19 protein-coding genes and 1 pseudogene are annotated in these 22531 nt (G+C 71.9%); 9 read left to right on the top strand and 11 right to left on the bottom strand.

All coding sequences use genetic code 11. The features are described from left to right. Window positions 1-27: 27 nt before the first annotated feature. The 3 genes from LDL49_RS39235 to LDL49_RS39225 are packed head-to-tail and all read right to left on the bottom strand — an operon-like array spanning window position 28 to window position 2929. Window positions 28-861, bottom strand: a complete 834-nt coding sequence (locus LDL49_RS39235; protein ID WP_225299248.1) for a TIGR03619 family F420-dependent LLM class oxidoreductase — start codon at window positions 859-861, stop codon at window positions 28-30. Continuing rightward, a complete protein-coding gene (locus LDL49_RS39230) occupies window positions 858-1823 on the bottom strand; it encodes an acyl-CoA dehydrogenase family protein (protein WP_225299246.1) in 966 nt (321 codons plus the stop codon). Before LDL49_RS39230 ends, LDL49_RS39235 begins: the two co-directional genes overlap by 4 nt. Continuing rightward, window positions 1820-2929, bottom strand: coding sequence for an acyl-CoA dehydrogenase family protein (locus LDL49_RS39225; protein WP_225299244.1), 1110 nt, complete (start codon window positions 2927-2929; stop codon window positions 1820-1822). The genes LDL49_RS39230 and LDL49_RS39225 overlap by 4 nt, the downstream gene beginning before the upstream one ends. A 65-nt stretch (window positions 2930-2994) precedes the next feature. Here LDL49_RS39225 and LDL49_RS39220 point away from each other — a divergent pair, with 65 nt between their 5' ends. Both LDL49_RS39220 and LDL49_RS39215 read left to right on the top strand, forming a co-directional pair. After that, window positions 2995-4041 (top strand): helix-turn-helix domain-containing protein, encoded by a 1047-nt coding sequence (locus LDL49_RS39220; protein ID WP_225299242.1) that lies wholly within the window; start codon window positions 2995-2997, stop codon window positions 4039-4041. 19 nt (window positions 4042-4060) lie between these two features. Next, entirely contained in the window at window positions 4061-5305 is a 1245-nt protein-coding gene (locus LDL49_RS39215) for a MucR family transcriptional regulator (protein WP_225299241.1), read from the top strand. 20 nt (window positions 5306-5325) lie between these two features. Here the strand turns inward: LDL49_RS39215 and LDL49_RS39210 are convergent, their stop codons facing one another. Continuing rightward, entirely contained in the window at window positions 5326-6297 is a 972-nt protein-coding gene (locus LDL49_RS39210) for an alpha/beta hydrolase (RefSeq protein WP_225299239.1), read from the bottom strand. Between the two features lie 141 nt (window positions 6298-6438). On the opposite strand from LDL49_RS39210, the gene LDL49_RS39205 reads away from it, so the two are divergent. Both LDL49_RS39205 and LDL49_RS39200 read left to right on the top strand, forming a co-directional pair. Continuing rightward, window positions 6439-7305, top strand: a complete 867-nt coding sequence (locus LDL49_RS39205) for a LysR family transcriptional regulator (RefSeq protein WP_225299237.1) — start codon at window positions 6439-6441, stop codon at window positions 7303-7305. 47 nt (window positions 7306-7352) lie between these two features. Further along, the gene (locus tag LDL49_RS39200; RefSeq protein WP_225299235.1) at window positions 7353-7958 is read left to right on the top strand and encodes a VOC family protein; all 606 of its coding nucleotides are present in this window, start codon (window positions 7353-7355) and stop codon (window positions 7956-7958) included. A 67-nt stretch (window positions 7959-8025) separates the two neighbouring features. Here LDL49_RS39200 and LDL49_RS39195 read toward each other — a convergent pair whose 3' ends face one another. The 3 genes from LDL49_RS39195 to LDL49_RS39185 are packed head-to-tail and all read right to left on the bottom strand — an operon-like array spanning window position 8026 to window position 12756. After that, window positions 8026-8802, bottom strand: coding sequence for an ABC transporter ATP-binding protein (locus LDL49_RS39195; RefSeq protein ID WP_225299233.1), 777 nt, complete (start codon window positions 8800-8802; stop codon window positions 8026-8028). Window positions 8803-8827: 25 nt separating this feature from the next. Next, window positions 8828-11515: an ABC transporter permease subunit gene (locus LDL49_RS39190; RefSeq protein WP_225299230.1), complete on the bottom strand. Its 2688-nt coding sequence runs from the start codon at window positions 11513-11515 to the stop codon at window positions 8828-8830. Further along, the gene (locus LDL49_RS39185) at window positions 11512-12756 is read right to left on the bottom strand and encodes an ABC transporter substrate-binding protein (RefSeq protein ID WP_225299228.1); all 1245 of its coding nucleotides are present in this window, start codon (window positions 12754-12756) and stop codon (window positions 11512-11514) included. The genes LDL49_RS39190 and LDL49_RS39185 overlap by 4 nt, the downstream gene beginning before the upstream one ends. Window positions 12757-12903: 147 nt before the next feature. On the opposite strand from LDL49_RS39185, the gene LDL49_RS39180 reads away from it, so the two are divergent. Genes LDL49_RS39180 through LDL49_RS39170 form a run of 3 tightly spaced genes read left to right on the top strand, consistent with a single transcriptional unit; the run spans window position 12904 to window position 14912 of the window. Beyond that, entirely contained in the window at window positions 12904-13992 is a 1089-nt protein-coding gene (locus tag LDL49_RS39180; protein WP_225299226.1) for an alcohol dehydrogenase catalytic domain-containing protein, read from the top strand. Window positions 13993-14028: 36 nt separating this feature from the next. Beyond that, a complete protein-coding gene (locus tag LDL49_RS39175; protein ID WP_225299224.1) occupies window positions 14029-14541 on the top strand; it encodes a cupin domain-containing protein in 513 nt (170 codons plus the stop codon). After that, window positions 14538-14912: a VOC family protein gene (locus LDL49_RS39170; RefSeq protein ID WP_225299223.1), complete on the top strand. Its 375-nt coding sequence runs from the start codon at window positions 14538-14540 to the stop codon at window positions 14910-14912. The genes LDL49_RS39175 and LDL49_RS39170 overlap by 4 nt, the downstream gene beginning before the upstream one ends. Before the next feature lie 37 nt (window positions 14913-14949). Here LDL49_RS39170 and LDL49_RS39165 read toward each other — a convergent pair whose 3' ends face one another. Continuing rightward, the gene (locus LDL49_RS39165; protein WP_225299221.1) at window positions 14950-17160 is read right to left on the bottom strand and encodes an MMPL family transporter; all 2211 of its coding nucleotides are present in this window, start codon (window positions 17158-17160) and stop codon (window positions 14950-14952) included. 96 nt (window positions 17161-17256) lie between these two features. On the opposite strand from LDL49_RS39165, the gene LDL49_RS39160 reads away from it, so the two are divergent. Further along, window positions 17257-17784 (top strand): TetR/AcrR family transcriptional regulator, encoded by a 528-nt coding sequence (locus LDL49_RS39160; RefSeq protein ID WP_225299219.1) that lies wholly within the window; start codon window positions 17257-17259, stop codon window positions 17782-17784. Between the two features lie 7 nt (window positions 17785-17791). Here the strand turns inward: LDL49_RS39160 and LDL49_RS39155 are convergent, their stop codons facing one another. Then, window positions 17792-18766, bottom strand: a complete 975-nt coding sequence (locus LDL49_RS39155; protein WP_225299217.1) for a tetratricopeptide repeat protein — start codon at window positions 18764-18766, stop codon at window positions 17792-17794. A 74-nt stretch (window positions 18767-18840) separates the two neighbouring features. Further along, window positions 18841-19206, bottom strand: a complete 366-nt coding sequence (locus LDL49_RS39150; protein ID WP_225299215.1) for a hypothetical protein — start codon at window positions 19204-19206, stop codon at window positions 18841-18843. A gap of 113 nt (window positions 19207-19319) precedes the next feature. Between LDL49_RS39150 and LDL49_RS39145 the strand changes: the two are divergent. Next, a pseudogene (locus LDL49_RS39145) lies at window positions 19320-20252 on the top strand (Gfo/Idh/MocA family protein); the annotation flags it as partial. A 102-nt stretch (window positions 20253-20354) separates the two neighbouring features. Here LDL49_RS39145 and LDL49_RS39140 read toward each other — a convergent pair. After that, complete coding sequence (locus LDL49_RS39140) at window positions 20355-22529, bottom strand: serine/threonine-protein kinase (RefSeq protein ID WP_263656074.1); 2175 nt, start codon at window positions 22527-22529, stop codon at window positions 20355-20357. Window positions 22530-22531: the final 2 nt, after the last annotated feature.

Below are 22531 nucleotides of genomic sequence, written 5' to 3'. Positions count from 1 at the left end.
GTTCCTTACACCCTGAGGCACGCACCGCTAACGCGACGTGACGCCGTACTCGCTCGCAAACGTGGCCAGGCTGGAGACGGCGTCGCGGCTGCGCTTCCACGGGCGGACGATCAGCCGGTCCACCCCCAGCTCCGCCCAGTCCGTCACCTCCTCCGGCGACGCCAGCGAGTACGCGTGCGCCGTCACCGAGCAACGCCGCTCCCCCCGCAGCTCAGACAGCCGGGACAGCTGCGGTCTGATCGACTCCAGGGTGTGCGGCATGCTGATCCAGCCGTCACACAGCGTCGCCGCCCGGCGCAGGGCGGCAGGCGACTCGCCGCCGCACAGGATCGGCAGCCGGTGCTGTACGGGCTTGGGCTCGAACGCCACCTCGGGAAAGGAGTAGAACCGCCCCGAATGCGTGACCACCGGCGCACTCCACAGCCGCCTGGCCACCTCGATCGCCTCGTCCAGCCGGGCCCCGCGCGAGGCGAACGGAATCCCGGCCGCGTCCCACTCCCCCCGGTACCAGCCCGCCCCTACCCCGCAGATCGCCCGGCCCGACGACACCACGTCGAGCGTGGCGAAGGCACGGGCCGACACGAACGGGTGGCGCAGCGCGAAGAGGTGTACGGCCGTACCGAGCCTGATCCGGGAGGTCAGCGCGGCCAGCCAGCACAGGTACGCGGGCGCGTCGAACAGCGGCGTGCCCGGCTTGATGCCCGGCTCCGAGGTGCCCGGATAGAGGGCCAGCGACAGGTCGGTGCTGAAGACGAGGTGCTCGGGCAGCCACACGGACTCGAAGCCCAGCTCGTCGGCGGCCACCGCCACGTCCTTCCAGGCGGCCGGGTGGATGAGCCCGAGCGGGACGCCGTACCTCACGGGTACCGCCTCAGGTCGCCGCCGATCACCGATTCCCGTACGCGGGCCCGGTGTACGGCCGAGCCACCGTACGCGGCCGACAGCGACCAGGCCCGCGCCAGCCAGAACCGCAGGTCCAGCTCGTCGGTGTAGCCGATCGCGCCGTGCACCTGCAGCGCCACCCGGGCCGCCAGCGCAGCCGCCTCACCCGCCGCGGCCTTGGCGGCACTGACATCCCGATCCACGGTCGGCACCACCGGGTCGTCCACCGACAGCGCCGCGCGGTGGACGAGGGGTGCGGCGAAGTCCAGTGCGATGGCCACGTCGGCCAGCTGATGCTTGACCGCCTGGAACGACCCGATGGCCGCCCCGAACTGGGTCCTGACCTGGGCATGCGTCACGGCGGCCGCCAGCAGCTGCCGGCCCACCCCGATGAGCTGCGCGGCCGTCGCCACGGTGACCCGCCGCAGGGCTGGGACGTACGAGCGGTCCAGGAGTACGGAGTCGTCAAAGGAGACATCGAACAGCCGCCGGCACGGGTCGACACCGGGCCGGGACGTCAGCCGTACGGAATCCCTGGAGACCAGGTGCAGGCCGTCGGCGCGCGCGACCACGAGCAGGTCGGCCAGGTCGGCGTCAGGGGCGTACGCCTGGCCGGGCAGCAGCACGCTCACGCAGACCGACCCGGAGGCGAGCTTCGCAACGTCGTCCAGCAGGTACGGCGCCGCCACGGCGGTCTCCACGACCGGTCCGGGCAGGCAGGCCCGACCGGTCTCCTCCAGCGCGGGCAGGGCGTCCACCAGCCTGAGCTCGAGCCCGTCGGCGTCCGGCGGCAGGAGCAGCCCGAAGAACCCGATCTCGGCCAGCTGCTCCCAAGCCGGGCGGCGCTCGGAGCGCAGCGCGGCGGGTGGGCAGTGGGCGCGCAGCACATCCCGTACGGTCGCCGCCAGGGCCAGTTGCTCGTCGGTGAACACGAACTTCATCGGGGCAGCCCCAGGACTCGTTCGGCGATGATGTTGCGCTGGATCTCGTTCGTGCCCGCGTAGATGGGCCCCGCCAGCGCGAACAGGAACCCGTCGAGCCACGGCGTCTCCCCCGCCCGCTCGCCGAGCAGTTCCATGGCCAGGGTGTGCATCCGCAGGTCCAGCTCGGACCAGAAGACCTTGCCCATGCTGGACGCGGACCCGATCTCGGCACCCGACATGAGCCTGCGGGCGGTGGCGAAGGTGTGCAGGCGGTACGCCTCGGCATCGGTCCAGCAACGGACCGCCCGGTCGGCGAGTTCTGGACCCGCGTCGCGGGCCAGGTGGACGAGCCGGTCGGCGGTGGCCAGGAAGCGGCCGGGGCTGCGCAGGGCCAAGCCGCGTTCGGATGAGGTGGTGGCCATCGCGATCCGCCAGCCCTCGCCTGGCGCGCCGAGCACCATCGAGTCAGGTACGAAGACCCCGTCGAAGAACAGCTCCGCGAACCCGGGCAGCCCATCGAGCTGCGCGATCGGCCGGACCGTCACCTCGTCGAGGTCGAGCGACAACATGAAGTACGTCAGCCCCCGGTGCCTACCCTCCTCCGAGGTGCGGAAGAGGCCGAACCCATGTGAGGCGTAGGCGGCACGGGAACTCCACGTCTTCTGCCCGTACAGCCGCCAGCCCCCCTCCACCCGCGTCGCGCGGGACTTCAGCGCGGCCAGGTCGCTGCCCGCCTCCGGCTCGGACCACGCCTGCGCCCAGACCTCGTCGGCCTTGGCCATGCCGGGGAGCCAGCGCCGTCGCTGTTCCTCCGTGCCGTACGCCATCAGGGTCGGGGCCAGCAGGAAGATCCCGTTCTGGGTGACCCGGCCGGGGGCGCCCGCGGCCCAGTACTCCTCCTCGAAGATCAGCCACTCGATCAGGGAGGCGTTCCGGCCGCCGTACTCCTCCGGCCAGGAGACGGCGGACAGCCGGGCGGAGGCGAGCAGCGCCTCCCACGCGCGGTGCGCCTCGAAGCCCTCGGGAGTGTCCATCGACGGCAGCCCGTCGGGTACGTGACGGGCCAGCCAGTCGCGAACCTCGGCACGGAAATCCTGCTCGGCCGCGGAGAAGTCGAGATCCACAAGACCAACCTAGCGCACGCTTGGTCGAGTCGCCAGACAGCGATATTCGGACATACCCTGAAGCGGTGCAAGGACTGCTGCTCCGCCTGTCGACACTGGACACCGACGCGGAGAGCGCCGTGCGCGTCATCGCCTACTTCGACTCGCTGGTACGCGACCACGTGAGTGTCCCCGTGCTCCTCTCGGCGACCGCCCACCTGACCCAGTGCCCGGTGGGCCTGCTCGACGCGGCCACCGGCAGAGCCACCCGCAGGCACCCCGGCGGTCAGGTCGACCACGTCGACCACAACGACCGGCCCGGCGCGGTCAGAGAGCTGGCCGCCGGTCTCGGCGCGGTCTGGATGGAGCGTGAGGGCACCCCGCACGGGATGGACGAGATCGTCCTCGAACGGTTCGCGGCCGCGGCGGAGGTCACGCTGGAGCGCGCCGTCGCACTGGCCCGGGAGGGCAGGGACCCTGCGCTGGTGGAGCTGGCGCTGTCGGCGGAGACCGGCGAGGCCGAGCGGGCGCGGGCGCTGCGACTGCTGGGGTTCGATCCCGCGACGCCACTGCAGGCGCTGGCCATCGCGGTCCCCGCGGACAAGGGCTTCGCCCTGGTGCCCGGCCTGCGAACGATGGGGCACCACGTACGCGCGGCCCGGATCGGCGACACGGAGGCGGTGCTGGTGGCCTCCGCGCTGCCACGGCTGCCCGACTCGGCACGCGTCGGCATCGGCCCCGAGCTGCCCGGTTCGCGGGTGGCCGAGTCGTGGACGGGCGCGCGCACTGCGCTGCGCTTCACCGGCCCGCAGGACCGCGTGGTGCGCTGGACCGAGCTGGGCGCGCTGGCCCTCTACGCCGACGTGCCGGACGCGGCGATCGCCGAGCTGGCCGACGTGCGGTCGATGGAACGGCTCGGCGGCGAGGGCCGCGCGGCCGTGCGGGCGCTCTGCGCCGAGGGCTCGGTACGCCGGGCCGCCACCGTCCTGCACCTGCACCACAGCTCGATGGCCGTACGGATCGCACGGGCGGAGTCGGCCCTGGGCTTCTCCCTCGCCGACTCCGCCGGGCGCCTGCGCGCCCACCTGGCCCTGGCCCTTGTACGCCTGCGCGCCAACGGCGAAACAGGATGATCTTCAGGAGTGGGACCGGGTGACCGAGAACCAGAATGGCCGGCCAGGACACTGGATCCCGCCCGGCAAGCCCACCGACGTCCCACCGGGCGTGCAACCGGAGTCCGAAGGCAAGCTCATCTGCCTGGAATGCGGCTTGTGGTTCAAGCAGCTCGGCCAGCATGTCGTGGCGAAACACGTCATGTCAGCCGATGACTACCGGCGCGTCCATGAGCTGCCGCGCGGCTTCGGCCTGCACTCCACCCCGGTCAAAGCGGTTCGCAGGCAGGCGCAGCGCGCCAAGTGGGACACCGACCCGGAGTTCCGGGCCCAGCTGCGCCCCAAACGCTCCCGGCAAGAACTGGCCGAGCTGTCGAAGGCGGCCGGGCGGGACTCTCTGACCCGCGCGGGCGTGCGGGCCGCGCGGCGCACCGGCGGAACTGTGGTCAAATACGGTCATCTAGGGACCGCGGCCCGCAAGGCCAAGCTCGCGGCCGAGATCGCCGAGCGATGCCGGGCAGCGGGGTACGTCAGCATCGAGCAGCTCTTCACCCGCCACCCGGAGCTGACCAACCAAGAGATCGCCGCGCTGCTGGGCATCACGAAGGGCCGCGTCTACAAGCTGCGCCGGCGGCTGGGATTCGAGGCGCCCGGCCGCTGGGCCAAGGACTATGTCGTCAAGAATCCGTCGCTGCTCCCGGCGATCCCGGCCGGCGAGCTCGCGGCCGTGCCGCACGGTACACAGCCCACCCGCAACGGTCACCTGCTGTGCCTGGAGTGCGGGCGCTGGTTCAAGACCCTGGTCCAGCACGTGTCGGTGATGCACGGCGTCAAGATGGCCGACTACCTGGCCCGGCACGGCATCGATCCGCATGAGGCGCGGGCCCGCGAGCTCGGGTACGCCTCGCTGACCGCCCTGCTCACCGCCACCGCCGACTGGAACGGCACCGACCTGGCCGAGCTGCTGGGCGTCACCCAGCGCAAGACCCGTGAGCTACGCCACCGGCACGGCTTCACCCCGCCCAGGGGAGCGCGGCCGGTCGGCTTCGTGCCCCGGACACCGCGCCCCCATCCGCCACTGTCAACTGCTGAGCTGGCGGCGGTGCCGTACGGCCGACAACCCGAACGGGACGGCCAGCTCGTGTGCCTGGAGTGCGGTGCGTGGACCCGCGGCCTGGCCGCACACGCCGTGGCCAAGCACCAGATCGGCGCGCAGGACTACCGTGCCCGCCACGGCCTGCCCGCCGACCTGAAACTCCACCGCCGCCCGACCTCGACTCCGTAGCCCCCCAGCGGTCAGCCGCGCTATGAGCCGTCCTGCCGGTACGCCCGCTGAAGCGCCGCCAGCCGAGCCGCCCGCGCCCGCCTACTCAGCTCCGTGTCCGGAATCAACCCGTCAGACCCGTGGAAAGCGCCCGGGTAAAGGTGGAACTCCGTCGAAACCCCAGCCTGGACCAGCCGCTGCACATAGTCGATGCACTCGTCCCTGAACACCTCCAGCTCGCCCACGTCCACGAACGTCGGCGGCAACCCGGACAGGTCCGTGGCCCGCGCCGGAGCGGCATAGGGAGAGACATCCTCGGTCCCCGCCTTGTCACCGAGCAGGGCCTTCCACCCGAACAGGTTCGCGGCCCGGTTCCAGACCACCGCCTCGGCGAACTCGTGGCTGGACGGCGTGATGTTGCGGTCGTCGAGCATCGGGCAGACCAGCAGCTGGAACGAGATGTCGGGGCCGCCCCGGTCACGGGCCAGCAGCACGGTGGCGCCCGCGAGCCCGCCGCCCGCGCTCGCCCCGCCCACGGCCAGCCGGGCGGGGTCGATGCCGAGTTCGCCGAGGTTCTTGGCGGTCCATACCAGTCCGGCGTAGCAGTCCTCGACCGGCGCCGGATGCGGGTGGTCGGGCGCGAGCCGGTAGTCCACGGAGACGATCACGGCGTCGAGCTGCTCGGCGAACCCGATCATCATGAGGTCGTCCATGTCCGGCGTCCCGACGATCATGCCGCCGCCGTGGATCCAGTACAGACCGGGCCGGCCGGTGTCCGTCCCCGGCTTCCGGTAGATCCGCAGCCGCACGTCGGGCGCGCCTTCGGGCCCCGGCACGTACCGGTCCTCGATGACGACCTCGGTGTCCGGTCTGGGGGCGGCCGCGAGCATGGCGTTGATCTGCGCCCGGTGCCCGCTGAGATCGAGGGCCGGGTCACTGAGATCCGTCGACGGCATGACCAACTGGTCGAGCGCCGCCCTCAGCTCCGGGTCGAGATTGGGATGAACCGCCATGTCGCTTCCCTCCACGAGATCTCACCGTACGTCTCGATGATGGAAGGACGGCGACAGGGGGACAACCGCCAAGCGGCGGCGTTTCCGCCTCCTCCGCCCGCCAACCGGGCGCCCACTCCAGGCAGCCATCAGAATGCTGATATGTCGCTCTCGCTCGACCTGCTCCGGACCTTCCTCGCGGTTCACCGCACCGGCTCGATCACGGCGGCCGCGCAGACGCTCGGCCTGTCGCAGCCCGCGGTCACCGCCCAGGTCAAGACGCTGGAGGCGGCGCTGGACCGGCCGCTGTTCGACCGGCTGCCGCGCGGCGTCGCCCCCACCGCCGCCGCGGACGAGCTGGCGCGCCGGGTTGCCGGTTCGCTCGACGCGCTGGACGCGGTGGTGGAGGCGGAGCTGCCGTCGGAGCAGTCGGTCCATTTGGGCGGGCCCGCCGAGTTCGTCTGCGAGCAGGTGATCCCGCTGCTCGCGCCGCTGGTGCGCGACGGGTTGCGGCTGCGCACCACGTTCGGGCTGTCCGACGGCCTGCTCGCCGATCTGGCGGCCGGGCGGCTCGACCTGGTGGTGTCCACGATCCGGCCGCGCGTCCGGGGCGTCCAGGCGGAGCCCGCATACGACGAGGAGTTCCTGCTGGTGGCCAGTCCCGAACTGGCCGCGCAGGAGGATTGCGGGACCAGGCCGCTGATCGCCTACGCCGAGGACCTGCCCATCGTGCGCCGCTACTGGCGGACGGTCTTCGGCAAGCGGCCGGCGATGGCCGCGCAGGTGGTGATCCCCGACCTGCGGGGCGTGCTGAACGCGGTGCGGGCCGGGATGGGCGTCTCCGTCCTGCCCGCGTACCTGTGCCGGGCCGATGTGGCGGCGGGCCGGCTGGTCACGCTCGCGGAGCCGGAGCTGGCGCCGATCAACACCGGCTACCTCGCGGTCCGCTCAGGCGGCCTGGCCAGGGCCGCCGTCGCCAGGGTGCACACGCATCTGCTGGCGGCGCTCAAAGCGGCCCCAGGGTACTGACACGAGGCCTCATAGCCAGCAATAGTTGAAAGGCGTACGGTCAATGTATGGCTGAAACCCCCGAAACGGTGCACTGGCGGGGTGTGCACCACCTCGCCCTGGTGACTGCGGACATGGACGCCACTGTGCGCTTCTGGCACGGCGTGCTCGACGCTCGCCTCGTCACCACGCTGGCGATCCCCGCGTTCAAGCACTACTTCTTCGAGGTGGCGCCGGGTAACACCGTCGCCTTCTTCGAATACACCGGGCAGGAGCTCGACAGCTTCGCCAAGCCCGCCGGCGTCCCCTACGCCAAGGCCGCCCAGTTCGACCATCTGTCGCTGCATCTGCCCGACGAGGACGCGCTGGTCCGGCTGCGCGATCGGCTCAAGGCGCACGCCTGCGAGGTCACCGACGTGATCGACCACGGCTTCCTGCGGTCGATCTACTTCAGCGACCCCAACGGCATCGCGCTGGAAGCCTCCTGGTGGACGATCGATCCCACCGGCCGGCCGGTCGACTACGCGGACGAGCGCCTGTTCGCCGACCCCGACCCGGTGCCGGCCGTACGGGAGCTGCGCGAGAACGGGCGGCTGGACCACACGGTCAGCACCCGGCTGGTGGACGGGATCATCGAGGACCTCCGGCGGGAGGGAATCACGCTGGAGCCTTGATCACAGGGCGCGGCGCCGTCGTCAAGGCGGCCCGCTAAGAGGACCCCTCCCGGCGGACAGACTCCCGTCAGCCGAGGTAGGCGGCCCGCACCACCGGGTCGTCGCGGACCTGCGCCGGGGTGCCGGTGGCGATGACCCGGCCGAGGTCCAGGACGACGAGCCGGTCACAGGTGTCCATGACGAAGCCCATGTCGTGCTCGACCAGCAGCACCGTGGTGTCCAGCGCGGCGACGACCGCGCGCAGCCGTACCGTCTGGTCCGCGTCCAGGCCCGAGGTGGGCTCGTCGAGCAGCAGCAGGCGCGGCCGGTCGGCGATGGCGCGGGCCAGCTCGACCAGCCTGCGCTGGCCGACGGGCAGCGCGGCTGCGTAGGCGTCGCGCAGCGCGGCCAGCCCGCACAGCTCCAGCACCTCGGCCACGCGCGCCCGCCGCTCGCGTTCGAGCCGCCGCCGCGCGGGCAGGCCGGTCAGGTCGGCCATCAGGCCGCCCCCGCCGCCGTGCCAGTCGAGCGCCGCCAGCACGTTGTCGGCCACGGTGAGCCGCCCGAAGACCTGCGTCCGCTGGAAGGTACGGCGAACGCCCGCGCGAGCCCTCTTGACCGGCGGCACCACGGTCATGTCCGCGCCCGCCACGCGCACCCGGCCGCCGCTCGGCCGGCGCAGCCCTGACACCACGTCGAACAGCGTCGTCTTGCCCGCCCCGTTCGGCCCGATGACTCCGCAGACCTGCCCCTCGGGCACCTCGAACGTCACCGCGTCCAGCGCCGTTACCCCGCCGAACGTCACCGACACGTCCCGCACGGCCAGCATCACGTCGGTGCGCTCGACTTCCCGCGCGACGGACATCACGTCACCCCCAAGTAAACGGACATCACGTCACTCCCAGGTAGGCGGCGGTCAGGCGGTCGCCGTCCACCTCGGCGCGCGGCCCGGCCCACACGACGCGGCCAAGACGCATGAAGGCGACCCGATCGGCGATCGCCAGCGCCTCAGTGGCCTTCTCCTCGACCAGCAGCAGCGCCACCCCGCGCTCGCGCAGCTCGGCGAACACCTCGAACACCTGCCGTACGATCATCGGCGCCAGACCCAGCGACGGCTCGTCGGCGATCAGCACCCTGGGCGGCCGGGCCAGCGCGGGGGCGAGGGTGAGCAGCTGCTGCTCGCCGCCGGACAGCGCGCCGGCGAGCACCGTACGACGGGCCGCGAGCTGGGGCATCCGCTCGTAGACGGCGTCGGGCTCGGCCAGCCAGGTACGCAGGTTCTCCTCCACGGTGAGCCCGGGGAACACCCCTCGCCCCTCGGGAGCCAGCAGCACGCCTGCCCGGGCCCGTCGGTGGGCCGGCCAGGCGGTGACGTCGAGGCCGTCGAGCAGCACCCGCCCGGCGGACACGGGCCGATCGCCGGCCGCCACGGCGCAGGTGGTCGACTTGCCCGCGCCGTTGGCGCCCAGCAGCGCCACCACCTCGCCGGGCCGCACGTCGAGATCCACGCCCCGCAGGACCGTGCAGTCGGCGTACCCCGCCACCACCCCGTCGAGCCGGAACAGCGCTTCGGGGACGGATGCGTTCGGGGCGGCGGCCACGGGCTGCGCCGGGACGGCGAACGCGCTCGGGGCAGCGGCCGTGGCCCGTTCCGGGGTGGCGGCCACGGGCCCTAACGGATCGGCGGCCACGGCCCGCGCCTGACGCCGCCGGTGGCGGGACTCGGCGAGCTGGGCCAGCACCCCGTCCGGATGCTTGGCCAGGATCATCCCCCCGGCCCCGAACAGAATGGCCCCCACCTGCGCCGACACCCCCCACGTGGCCAGCAGCTCAGGCACCGCCACCGCCACGAGCCCGCCCAGCACGGCCCCGCCGATCCGCCGTACCCCCTGCAGCACCACCACCGCCAGCCAGACGAACCCCGAGAAGGCCGGCAGATCGGTGGCCGTGATGGACCCCTTGGACACGGCGAACAGCACGCCGCCCAGCCCCGCGATGGCCGAGGCCAGCGCGAACAGCACGATCTTGGCTCGCGGCCCCGACAGCCCGGAGGTGGTCGCCGCAGCGGGAGCCGAGCGGACCGCCAGGATCGCCCGCCCGGACGCCGATCGTTCGAGGTTGCGCACCAGCAGCCCGACCAGCCCGATCAGCGTGAGCAGCAGCACCACCCGCACCCGTGGATCGGAGGTGTCGGCGAACCCGAAGCCGAGCGCCGGCAGCGCCCAGCCGATCGTCCCGTTGCTGAACGCGTCCACCTGGAACAGCACCTGGTCGGCCAGCAGGGCCAGCGCCAGCGTGGCCAGCGTGAGGACTCGCCCGCCGAGCCGGAGCGCGGGCAGCGCCACCAGCAGGCCCACCGCGCTGGCCGCCAGCACCCCCACCACGATCGCCGCGAACAGCGGCCACCCGGCCGAGAACGCCCACCCGCAGGTCAGCGCCGCCATGGAGGCGAAGGCGGCCTGGGCCAGGTTCACCATACCGCCGATCCCGGTCACCACCACGAACGAGCAGAAGATCAACGCCAGCACGAGGCCCTGAGCGGCCAGGCCCACGTAGTACTCGGAACCGGCGAAGGTGAAGCCGAGCAGCGCCACCAGGCCGGCCACCCACGGCAGCCGCCGTCGCCACAGCGGCACGCCCGCCAGGTGGTCGGGCGGCGGCGCGTCCTCGGCCGCGCTCCCGGCCACCCGTTCGCGCGACCTGTTCAGCAGCACCAGCCCGGCGAACAGCAGGATGACCGGCACCGCCGTCCGCAGCCCGGTGATCTCCTGGAGGAAGTCGGTGTATCCGGCGACCAGGTTCTGCACCACGCCGAGCGCCAACCCGGCGGCGAACGTCCACGGGATCGACCGCAGCCGCCCGAACACCGCGGCCGTCGCCGAGGCGAACAGCAACACGGTGTAGGCGGTGGCGTCGAGCCCGAGCATCGGTACGGCCAGCACCCCGGCGAGCCCCGCCAGTCCCGATCCGAGCATCCAGGCCAGGGCCGAGGTGGCGTCCACGTCGATGCCGCGCAGCGTGGCCAGCCGCCGCCGGTCGACGGAGGCCCGCATGCGCAGGCCGTACGGCGTGTGCCGCATGAACGCCCACAGCCCGAGAGCCGCCACCGCCGAGAAGCAGAACGTGATGAGCTGGTCGGTGTCGAGCCGCGCGCCGAGCACCTCGAAGCCGAGCGCCGGATGCGGCCCGAGTCCGCGCGGCAGCGTCGTGCCGTCGGCGCTCGGCAGCCCGAGCAGGTCCACGACGAACAGGCCGAGCGCGGGCAGCGCGATCGTCAGGCCGATCGTGCCGACGATCTGCGCGGTCTCCCCCGCCCGGGCCAGCCCCCTGAACATGGCCAGGTGCAGCAGGTAGCCCAGCGCGGGCGCGAACACCCCGGCGGCCAGCAGCCCGGCGAGCCAGGCGGGCAGCCCCGCGGCCAGGTTGAGCTGGTAGAACACCAGCGCGGCCAGGAACCCGACGGCGCCGTGGGCGAAGTTGAACACCCCGGTCGCCGCGTACGACAGCGTCAGGCCGGACCCCATGACGGCGAAGATCGCCCCGGTGACCAGGCCGCTGAGCAGGTAGCCAAGGATCATTTGAGCGGCACGTTGTCGAAGCACTTCATGCTCTTGGCCACCTGGAAGGCGCCGCCCTCCAGCCTGACCAGGGCGCCACAACCGTTCGGCTCGTTGTGGTCCTTGGGGTATTGGACCCGGCCGAAGCCGGCGTTCTCGTAGGTGTACGAGCCGTTGCCGGTGGCCAGGAACTTCTCCCTGGTCAGGTCCTTGCCGGTCTTCTTCAGCATGTCGAGGAAGATGTCGGCCGCCCAGTAGCCGATGGCCATGTGCTGGGTCAGCGTGGCGCCGGGCGACACCTTCTCGACGTCGGCCTTGAAGGCGGCGATCTCTGGCGCGGTCGACTCGAACGGCTCGAACATCGGCGCGGCCACCACGCCCTCCAGTGCCTGCGCGCTGGCCGGGTCCTTCAGGATGGCCGGGTCGTAGCTGGTGGCGTCGGTCAGCACGCCCTTGTAGCCGGCCCGTTTCAGCGCCGAGTAGAGGCCGACGTTGAACTTGGTGCCGGCGATGATCGACACCAGGACGTCGGGCGCCTTGCCGCCATTGGACGTCATGATCTTGTTGACGTACGGCAGCCAGTCGGGCGGCGGCGCCGCGGCGGGCAGGCCGGAGTTGAGGCCGACCAGCTTGAACCCCGCCGCCTGGAACGACTGCGAGATCGTGGTGCCGCCGTACTTGCTGCCGCTGGAGTCGGTGGTCTGCACGTACACGGTCTTGCCGCTCGCGCCGCCGAGCAGGTCGGCCATCTGGCTGCCCCACCAGGTCTGCGAGCCCGCGCCCTTCTTGGGCGCCAGGCAGCCGCTGTAGCCGAACCCGGTCTTCGTGCCGCACCACTGCGGCCCGGTCGCCCAGCCGAACCACGGCACGCCCTGCTGCTCCAGGAAGGCGGCGCCGCCGAAGTTGGGCGCGTGCACCGGCACCAGCGCGAACACCTGGTCCTTCTGCACGAGCTTCTTGGCCGCGGCGTCGCCCTTGGCCGCGTCCTGGCCGTCGTCCTCCGCGCCGACGAACTCGATCTTCCGCCCGTTGACGCCGCCTTCGGCGTTGGCCCGCTCGAACCTGGCCTTCGCCCCGATCTCGGCGTCCTTGGTGGAGTAGCCGCTGGCACTGGTCTTCGTGAGCACCCCGCCGACCTTCACGCTCGTGTCGGTCACGCCCGCCGTGCCACCGCCGGCGCTCTTCTGCTGAGCCGCGCACCCTGCCAGCAGCGCTACCGCCAGCATCACCGCCGCGGCCCGCCGTTGATGTCGTCGCACCATCGTTCTCACCTTTGTACGGCAAGGCGCGCAGCCGCTTTGGCCTAGCGCTCGCTTGGTTTTTGGTCAGCGTAAATTTGCCTGCGAGGGGTGTCAACGGTGCCGAGCAATCGCTTGCTCACAATCGACTGCCCGGCTAGCGTGAGGCGCATGCTGATGCGCGCGGCCGTACTGACCGATTTCCACCAGCCCATGGAGATCCGCGAGGTGGAGATCGCCGATCCCGGCCCCGGGGAGGTACGCGTACAGATCAAGGCGTCCGGCGTCTGCGGCTCCGACCTCAAGGCCATCGACGGCAAGAGCCCGGTCGTCCACAAGCTGCCGTTCGTCCTCGGCCACGAGAGCGCCGGCGTCGTCGAGAGCGTCGGCACCGGCGTGACCGCCGTCAAGCCGGGCGACCACGTGATCATCTCCATGAGCGGGCCCTGCGGCAAGTGCCGCAACTGCGGCGCCGGCCGCTTCCCCTTGTGCTCCGGCCCGGCCAGGATGACCGCGATCATGGGTGGCGAGCCGCGGATCACGCTCGACGGCCAGGAGACCCGGCGCTTCATCGGCATCGGCTCCTTCGCCGAGTACGCCGTGGTCCGCGAGGCCACCTGCGTGAAGATCCCCAAGGACGCGCCGTTCGACTCCATGTGCCTGCTGGCCTGCGGCGTCATCACGGGCGTCGGCGCCGTCATGAACGTCGCCCAGGTCACGCCCGGCTCCAGCGTCCTCGTGGTGGGCTGCGGCGGCGTCGGGCTCAACGTCATCCAGGGCGCGGTGCTGGCCGGCGCGACCACGATCGTCGCCGCCGACGTGGCCGACCAGAAGCTCAAGCTCGCCGAACGCTTCGGCGCCACCCACACCCTGGTGCCCGACGACCTCCCCGCCCAGGTCGGCGAGCTGGTCAGAGGCGGCGTCGAGTACGCCTTCGACGTCACCGGCGTCCCCGGCGTGCTGGCGAGCGCGTTCGCGGCGACCGCGCCCGGCGGCACCACGGTCATGGTCGGCAGCCCGCCCGCCGGTCAGCCCGTCGAGATCGACCCGGCTCTGCTGTTCTCCTCACGCCGCCTGATGGGCACCCAGGGCGGCGACGCCGCCCCCCACCGGGACCTGCCGATGCTGGCCGGTCAGTTCCTGCGCGGCCGGCTCGACCTCAACGGGCTGATCACGGAACGGGTGGCGTTGGAGCAGATCAACGAGGCCGTCGAGCAGGTACGGCGGGGCGCGGTGGCCAGAACGGTGGTCGTCTTCTAACCTCGCATTCCATGAGGAACAGCGAGGAGTCACGACATGTCATACCCTGACGCGCGATACCTGGCCGACACCGGCGAGGCCAGCGGCGTTCTGCGCCCGGCCGCCACGCCACCCGACCTCCGCATGTACGCCCCCGGCGCCGACCCCCGGGGCACCGACGTCCACTACCTGGGCACCGGCGCGTCGACCAACGGCGCCTTCGGCCTGTACCGCTGGGAGATGGGCCCGCGCCCCGGCGGCGCCGGAGCGCACTTCCACCGGACGATCACCGAGTCGTTCTACGTCCTGTCCGGCACCGTCAAGCTCTACAACGGCAAGGAGTGGGCGGAGGGCAACGCCGGGGACTTCCTGCATGTACCGGAGGGCGGGGTGCACGGGTTCCGCAACGAGTCCGGCGCGCCCGTCTCGATGCTGATCCTGTTCACGCCGGGGGCGCCGCGCGAGGCGTACTTCGAGGAGCTGGCCGACATCGTCAGCACCGGCAGGCAGCTCACCGACGAGGAGTGGACGGACTTGTACCTGCGCCACGACCAGTACATGGTCCCGTGACGCCGCATTTCACCCTCTCGGCCACCGTGCTGGAGTCCACGGACGCCAAGGCCCTGGCGATCTTCTACCAGCGCCTCCTCGGCTGGCGCATCGGCGAGGACGAACCCGGCTGGGTGACCCTCCGCCCCCCGCACGGCGGCGGCGCCGGGCTGTCGTTCAGCACCGACGAGGCGTACGTGCCACCCGTCTGGCCGGCCGGTCCCGGCGACCAGCAGATGCTGATGCACCTCGACCTCGAGGTCGACGACCTGGACGAGGCCGGCGCCCACGCGGTGGCGGCAGGCGCGACCTTGGCCGACTACCAACCACAGGAGGACGTCCGCGTCTACCTCGACCCCGCCGGCCACCCGTTCTGCCTGTGGATCCGCTAGCCCTCTCCCCGAAAGGACCCCAGCCACCACGAACGCTCTAACCAGTGGTGACGAGGTCCTTGGCCGGGGCGGCCGAAGGCTCCTCCTCGTGCCCCTCGACCGACAGGTTCGGCAGAAGGCGGTCCAGCCAGCGCGGGCACCACCAGTTCAGCCGCCCGAGCAGCACCATGGTGGCCGGGACGAGGAAGCCGCGGATGATCGTGGCGTCCACGGCGACGGCCACGGCCAGCCCCACACCGAACGTCTTGACCATCGGGTCCGGATAGGCGATGAACGCGACGAACACCGCCACCATGATGAGCGCCGCCGAGGTGATCACCCGTCCCGTCGCGCCCAGCCCCTCGGCGACCGCGCGGCTGTTGTCACCATGCTTGAGGTACGCCTGCCGTACAGACGTCAACAGGAAGACCTCATAGTCCATCGAGAGCCCGAACAGCACCGCGAACAGCATCAACGGCACATAGCTCTCGATCGGCACACTGAAGAAGATCGTCTGAAGGTACGAGGCGTTGGACGGCGCGTCCATGCCGACCAGCCCGCTCCCCAGGCCCAGGGAGAAGACCAGCGCCAGCGCGCCGAAGGCGGCCCCCAAGGAGACCAGGTTCATCAGCGCCGCCTTGATCGCGACCACCGGCGCGCGGAAGGCCAGCAGCAGCAACAGCGCGCTGAGCAGCACGACCACACTGATCACCAGCGGCGTCCGCTCGGCCATGCGGTCGCCCGCGTCCACCATGGCGGCCACCTTGCCGCCCACGTGCAGCTCGACCCCCGGCACGGAGATGGCCCGGACGTCCCGCACCACCTGGGCGGAGCGGGTGTCGCTGGGCGAGTAGTCGGGGATGGCCTGGATCATCACCGAGCGGCCCGAGGTGTTCAGCTTGGCCGGGGCCACGTGCGCAACGCCGTCCACCGCGTCGATCTCCCGCGAGATCCGGTCCACGACGGGGTCGGTGGCCTGGGCGACCTTGCCGGGCAGCGTGGCGATGACGATCAGCGGGCCGTTGCCGCCGGGGCCGAACCCGGTGGCCATCAGCTCGTACGCGCGCCGCGAGTCCGACCCCTGCGCGCCGTACCCCGCGTCGAGAGGTCCGAGCTTGAGCGCCAGGGCGGGCGCGGCGAGGGCGCCCAGCACGAGCACGCTCGACAGCAGCGCCCGCCACGGCCGCCGCGCCACCCACGAGCCCAGACCGGCCCAGCCGGACCCCTCGGCCCGCTTCCTGCCGAGGAACGGGATCCGCAGCGAGTTGACGCGGTGCCCGAGCAACCCCAGCAGGGCGGGCACCAGCGTGACGGAGGTGAGCACGGCGCTCACCACGGAGACACCGGTGATCCACCCGAGCGTGCTGAGCAGCGGGAAGCCGCCGAACATCAGCGCGCTCAGCGCGATGATCACCGTGCCGCCCGCGAACACGACCGCGCCGCCCGAGCTCGCCACGGTACGCCGGACCGACTCCGTCACGCCCACGCCGGACCCCAGCAGCCGGCGATGCCGCGACAGCAGGAACAGCGCGTAGTCGATGCCCACGCCCAGCCCGATCATCGTGGCCATGATGCCCGCCTGCTTCGGCACGTCCACGACGTACCCGAGCAGGCCGATCACGCCCAGCCCCGCGGTGACGCTGACCAGCGCGGTGAAGATCGGCACCAGCGCCGCCGTCAGCGTCCCGAACGCGAACACCAGCACCAGCAGCGCGCACACCACGCCGATGATCTCGCTGGGCCCGGTCTTGATCTCCTTGTCGGCCGGGGTCGAGGCATCCGCGGGCACGACCTCAAGCCCGGCGGCCCGCGCCGGGTCCGCGGCCTTCGACAGTGCCTGCGTGGTCTCGGCGAGCTTGGTGTTGTCGTGCCCCTCCATGCGCACGGTGATGAGGCCGATGCGCAGGTTCGGGGCGAGGCCGCCGCTCCGGCCCGGCGTATCGACCGCCACCACGTGCGGCATCGTGCGGATGCGGTCCGCCGCCTGCTCCACGGCCCGCTTCCTGGCCTTGTCGATGAGCGTGCCCTTGTCCGAGTAGAGGACGAGCTGCACGGTCCCGCCCGGCGCGAAGCCGGGGCCGAAGCCGGTGAGCATCAGGTCGTGCGCCCGTTGCGCGTCGGTGCCGGGGATCGTCACGTCGCTGCTCACCGGACGGCCGAGCGCCAGGCTGCCGCCCATCAGTCCGGCCGCCGCGATCACCCATAACGCCAGCACGATCCGCCCGTGCCGCGCGCACCAGCCACCCAGTCGTCCAAGAAAGCGCGTCATCGCCCGATCCCCCAACTCGACGGCCGTCCTGTACGGTCGTACAGGACTACGTTAAACACGAAATGTCCGGAAGGCTGTAGATCACGGGGAAATGAGATGATGAACACACCCGACGACACGCGTTCCCGGATTCTGGCCGCCGCCAGGGAGCTGTTCGCGACCCATGGCTACGCGGCCACCTCGCTGGCCGACATCGCCGCCGCCGTGGGCCTGACCAAGACGGCCGTGGCCTACCACTTCCACCCGAAGGACCGGCTGGCCGCCGAGCTCACCGCGCCCGCCGGCGACGACGTCCTCGTCCTGCTGGACACCGACTTCGGGGGCGACAGGCAGGCGTTCGTCGAGGCGCTGGCGACCTTCGTGGTACGGCACCGCACGGTGATCCGCCTGCTGATGGAGGACATCGTCGGCGCCGACGACGCGCTGCCGGGCTCGCGGGGCGAGGCCATCAGGCCGTTCAGGGACGAGATCTTCGCCAGGCTCACCGGCCCCGACCCCGACGCCGCTGCCAGGATCCGCGGCTGGGCCGTGATCGGCGCCCTGCAATGGGGCGTCGTGCAGACGATGGACCTGCCCGAGGAGACCGTGCGCGACCTGCTGGTCCGCACCGCCCTGGCCATTTAGTGGCCCGTCACTCGCTTTCTCCCGCGTCCTCGGCGGCCAGCCCCGCCTGCTCCCTGACGGCGATCGCTTCCTCCAGATATGCCGGGTCCGCGGTCAGGTCGTACCGCGTCTTCAGCGCGAGACCGAGGTTGGACAGATACCTGCCCCGATCAGGGTGATCGGCGGAGCTGATGTGGACGGCCTGCCGCCACAGGGCGATGGCCTTGTCCAGATCCTCAAGCGACTCGGTCCGGACGGCCCGCGTCAGCAACGCATGCCCGAAGCCGGACAGCGATGCCGCTTGATGGGGAGACTCGGCGGGAAGGATCTGCAACACCTGCTCCCAGACGGGGAGCGCCGCCTCCGCGTGCGCGGGTTCCTCGGCCTGCCGGGACCACATCTGCAGCGTGTCACCGAGGTAGATCAGGTACGTGACCCGGTCGGGGTCGTCGGCGGTGGCGGCCTGCACCGCCTGCCTTCCGGCGGCGACCGCCTCCTCCAGATCCGCCAGTTCCAGCGTGTCCCCGAACCGCAGCAACAGCGCGACCCTGAGGTTGTTCAGTGCCGCGGCCCGGTTGGGATTGTCGGCGGACATGACGACCTCGATGCGTCGCCACGCGTCCACGGCCTGGTCGGCGAGGAGCGGATCGTCGGAGGTCGCTGTCCGGTGCAAAAGGTCGGTGGCCAGATCCAAGGCCTCGTCGAGCACATGAGGAACGATCATCTGCGGCAAGGGGGTGTCGTCATAGATCTGACAGCGGGCGAACGCCTTGACCGCCATTTCCTTCTCTTCCGGGCTCTTCCCGTCGAGCGCGATAAGCCGGAACCAGTGGAACCAGCCCACCGTTGAGAGAACCGCGATGTCGGGCTGTCCGTCATCGTGGGCCGCGAATAGGCGGCGGGCGTGTTCGAGCAGCGCCGGATCAAGGGTGCGGGAGACGTCCTGATCGGCACTGACGCGATCCAGGCACTGGTTCAGCAGGGCCAGCGATCCATTTCTCAAGGGTTCTCTCCTTTGTCGGCCGTTATCCCGCTATTTCATGATGCCTTGTTCGACGATCAGTGGCGGGGCACCGGCTAGAGGCCCAGCACCTCGCGTTCGACGTGGTCGAGCGCCAGCCGTACCCCGCCCAGGGCTACCGACTCGTCGCCGAACGTCGAGGCAACCACCTCGGGCGCGCTCAGGCAGAGCTCGGCCAGGTGCCGGCGCGTCGCGTCCGCGTCACCCGCGCCCGCCGCCGCGAACACCTCCGCCGCGCCCCCCTCCTTGCCCAGCTCCTTCGCGACCAGCTCCTTCGCGGCCAGCTCCATCGCGACCAGCTCCATCGCGGCGTCCTCCCAGCCGACCTGGCGCAGCGTGCCGATCTCGCCCACGGCTCCCGACCGGCCGCGGTGCATCCGCCCGCCGATGAGGATGCCCGCGCCCGGCCGGAGCTTGGTCAACTTTCGTGACCCTCTCTCATAACTTCCCTATTGACGACCAACTCCTCGGATTCCTAGCGTCGGCCGACATACGGTAACTGTTTACAGCGGCGCTCCCCCGGCAGGCGGACGCCGTGATCATCGCGACGCAGGACGCCGATCATGTCGAGCCCGCGGTGCGCTTCGCCGAGCTGGGCTACGACATCCTGCTGGAGAAGCCGATGGCCGTCTCCGAGGACGACTGCCGGGCGATCGTGGCCGCTGCCGAGCGCTCGGACGCGATCTTCGCGGTCTGCCACGTGCTGCGCTACACGCCGTATACCCGCGCGCTGAAGGCGTTGCTCGACGCCGGCCGGATCGGCGAGATCGTCAGCATCCAGCACCTGGAGCCGGTCGGCTGGTGGCACCAGGCGCACTCGTACGTACGGGGCAACTGGCGCAGGTCCGACGAGTCGACGTTCATGCTGCTCGCCAAGTCCTGCCACGACCTCGACTGGCTCGTCCACCTCACCGGCAGGCAGGTCACCAAGGTGTCGTCGTTCGGCGGCCTCCAGCACTTCCGGCCGGAGCACCGGCCCGAGGGCGCGGCCGACCGCTGCCTGGACTGCGCCGTCGAGGACGCCTGCCCCTACTCGGCCAAGCGCATCTACCTGCCGCTGGCGGGCAAGGATGCCTGGCCGCTGAACGTGGTCACCGACGACCTCTCCGAGCGCGGCGTCCTCGAAGCGCTCAGGACCGGCCCGTACGGCAGGTGCGTGTACGCCTGCGACAACGATGTGGTCGACCACCAGGTGGTGAACCTGGAGTTCGAGGGCGGCGGCACCGCCGCGTTCACCATGACCGCCTTCACCCCCGCCGCGCACCGGCAGACCCGGATCTTCGGCACCCGCGGCTCTATCGAGGGCGACGGCGACCGCCTCACCGTCACCGACTTCCTCACCGGCGGCACCGACACGGTCGACACCCGCTCCACGGGCGACGGCACCGCCGGCGGCGGGCACGGTGGCGGTGACGAGGCGCTGGTGGCGGCGTTCCTGACGGCGGTACGCACCCGCGACCGCGCCCCGATCCTCTCCTCGCCGAGCGAGAGCCTGCACAGCCATCTCATCGCCTGGGCGGCCGAGCGATCGCGCCTCCGGGCGAGATCACGGAAGTCACACCCGGCGTGGTCAGTCCGTCGGCGGAGGGGTCTCCACGGTGACCGTCGGCGTCGGCTCGGTCGGATCGGGATCGCCCTGGCCCCCGACGCCGACGGTCACCACCACGGCGGCCCCCGCCTTGGCGCAGCTCCCGGCCGCGACGCTCTGCGAGAGTGCCACGTCCACCTGCGCGTCGTCCGTGACCACCTGCGTCCTGAAGCTCACGGCGAACCCGGCACCCCGGAGCGCCGCTCGGGCCGCCGCCTTGGACTGCCCGACGACGGACGGCACCGTGGCCCCGTTGCGGGCGACGACCAGCGTCACCTTCGTACCGCCCGAGACCCGGCTTCCCGCCCCCGGCTCGCTGGACAGCACCTGTCCCTCGGGCCGATCGGAGCAGGTGCTCTTCGCCGCGCCCACCACCAGCCCGGCATTGACCAGCGCCGCCTCAGCCTGCTTGCGCTCCACCCCGACGACCGCCGGCACCGCCAGCCCGGCCGACACCTGAAGCGAGACCGTGCTCCCCCGCGCCACCGTGGCCCCACCGCCGGGACTGCTGCTCAGCACCTCGCCGATCTTCCGCCGCGAGTCGACCTGCGTGATCGCCCCCACCACGAACCCGGCCCGCTTGATCGCCGCGACCGCCACCGACCGCCCCATCCCGGCCACCACCGGCACCCGCACCCCGGCGAGACCGACGGACGGCCCCTGGGTGGCGGGCACATGGCTCTCCACCGGCTGCCCTCCCCGCTTGGTCCCCGCCCGGCCGGTCGGGGACGTGGCCGCGGGCGGCGCGGTCGTCACGACCGACGGCCGGACGGCGGCCGCCTGCGGACGCGCCTCCTTCTCGTCCCTGAACGTCGGCACCAGCACGCTGACCAACACGGCGCCACTCACGAGGAGCGCGGCGGTGACCGCGAGCGCCGCCCGGCCCACCGCCTGACGGGTGCCCTTCCCCGGCTCGTCCAACAGCCCCACGACCGGACGGGCGCTCCGCTCCGGCTCGCCCGGCAGCCCCACGGCTTGACGGCTGCCCTTCTCCGGCTCGCCTGGCAGTCCCACGGGACCGCCGCCGGAAGAGACGGCACCGTCGCGGGGCGAGGGGTCGGCGTGCCCGGCGCCGTTCCGCCGGGCGTCCGACTCCCCGGAGCCCTGCCGCGGAACCGTCGGCGACCAGGACGCGACATCCTCCGGCGAGGAGCCCGGCCACCGGTAGCCACCGGCCGCCCCCGTCGCCTCCGGCTCGGCCATCGGGTAGGGCGGCGGCAGCCGGTCCGGCCCTCCTTGCGGCACCGACGGGGCGGGCGCCACCCGCAGGATGTGCGACGGCGGCGAGCGCAGCACCTCCGGCGGCGCGGAGCCGGCGTCGCCCAGCAGCGCCAGCAGCAGCTCCCGGCTGGTCGGCCGGTTCCTGGCGTCCTTGTCCAGGCACGCCACCACCAGCTCCCGCAACGACCCGTCCAGCCGCCCGAGCTCCGGCGGCGCGGTCAGGATGCGGTGCAGCACCGGCGCCACCGAGTCCTGCCCGAACGGCGCCGACGCGTTCGCCGCGAAGCACATCGTGGCGGCCCATGAGAACACGTCCGCCGCGCCCGTGAGCGCCGACGCGGTGATCTGCTCCGGCGCCATGTACGCGGGCGTGCCCACTCCCCGCCCGCTCACCGTGGCCGCCGCGTCCAGCGCCCTGGCCAGCCCGAAGTCGATCACCCGTGGCCCGTCCGCGCCGAGCAGCACGTTCTGGGGCTTGAAGTCACGGTGCACGATGCCCGCCCGGTGGATCGCCGCCAGCGCGGTGACCGTGCTCACGGCGAGCCGTTCGAGCGCCGCGCCACGGCGCGGCCCGGTGAGCGCGACCTCGCGCTGCAGCGACGGCCCGTCCACGTACTCGCTCACGATGTACGGCCGGCCGTCGTCGAACCCGGCGTCCATCACCTGGGCCGTGCAGAACCGCGCCACCTGCTTGGCCAGCTCCACCTCCCGCAGGAACGCCACCTTCTCGTCCCCCACGGGCCCGTGCAGCAGCTTGACCGCGTAGACGTCCTCGGCCCTCGTCCCGAGGTACACCACGCCCTGGCCGCCCTCACCCAGACGCCCGGACAGCTCGTAGGCGCCGAGCCGCCGCGGATCCCCCGTTCTGAGTGGCTGTGCCGTTGGCACGGGGTTGCCTCCCCTCGCCGCCACCCACCTTCTGCATCCACTCTGCATCC

Origin of the sequence: Nonomuraea aurantiaca, from assembly GCF_020215705.1 — a bacterium.
Taxonomy (GTDB): domain Bacteria; phylum Actinomycetota; class Actinomycetes; order Streptosporangiales; family Streptosporangiaceae; genus Nonomuraea; species Nonomuraea aurantiaca.
The sequence above is the reverse complement of the archived record's forward strand: the minus strand, read 5'-3'. Positions and strand labels throughout refer to the sequence as shown.

Coding starts and splice junctions, on each gene's coding strand:
- LDL49_RS39230 (WP_225299246.1), bottom strand. CDS start 1,823: ATGAAGTTCGTGTTCACCGACGAGCAACTGGCCCTGGCGGCGACCGTA.
- LDL49_RS39210 (WP_225299239.1), bottom strand. CDS start 6,297: ATGGCGGTTCATCCCAATCTCGACCCGGAGCTGAGGGCGGCGCTCGAC.
- LDL49_RS39205 (WP_225299237.1), top strand. CDS start 6,439: ATGTCGCTCTCGCTCGACCTGCTCCGGACCTTCCTCGCGGTTCACCGC.
- LDL49_RS39200 (WP_225299235.1), top strand. CDS start 7,353: ATGGCTGAAACCCCCGAAACGGTGCACTGGCGGGGTGTGCACCACCTC.
- LDL49_RS39195 (WP_225299233.1), bottom strand. CDS start 8,802: ATGTCCGTCGCGCGGGAAGTCGAGCGCACCGACGTGATGCTGGCCGTG.
- LDL49_RS39190 (WP_225299230.1), bottom strand. CDS start 11,515: ATGATCCTTGGCTACCTGCTCAGCGGCCTGGTCACCGGGGCGATCTTC.
- LDL49_RS39185 (WP_225299228.1), bottom strand. CDS start 12,756: ATGGTGCGACGACATCAACGGCGGGCCGCGGCGGTGATGCTGGCGGTA.
- LDL49_RS39180 (WP_225299226.1), top strand. CDS start 12,904: ATGCTGATGCGCGCGGCCGTACTGACCGATTTCCACCAGCCCATGGAG.
- LDL49_RS39175 (WP_225299224.1), top strand. CDS start 14,029: ATGTCATACCCTGACGCGCGATACCTGGCCGACACCGGCGAGGCCAGC.
- LDL49_RS39165 (WP_225299221.1), bottom strand. CDS start 17,160: ATGACGCGCTTTCTTGGACGACTGGGTGGCTGGTGCGCGCGGCACGGG.
- LDL49_RS39160 (WP_225299219.1), top strand. CDS start 17,257: ATGATGAACACACCCGACGACACGCGTTCCCGGATTCTGGCCGCCGCC.
- LDL49_RS39140 (WP_263656074.1), bottom strand. CDS start 22,529: ATGCAGAGTGGATGCAGAAGGTGGGTGGCGGCGAGGGGAGGCAACCCC.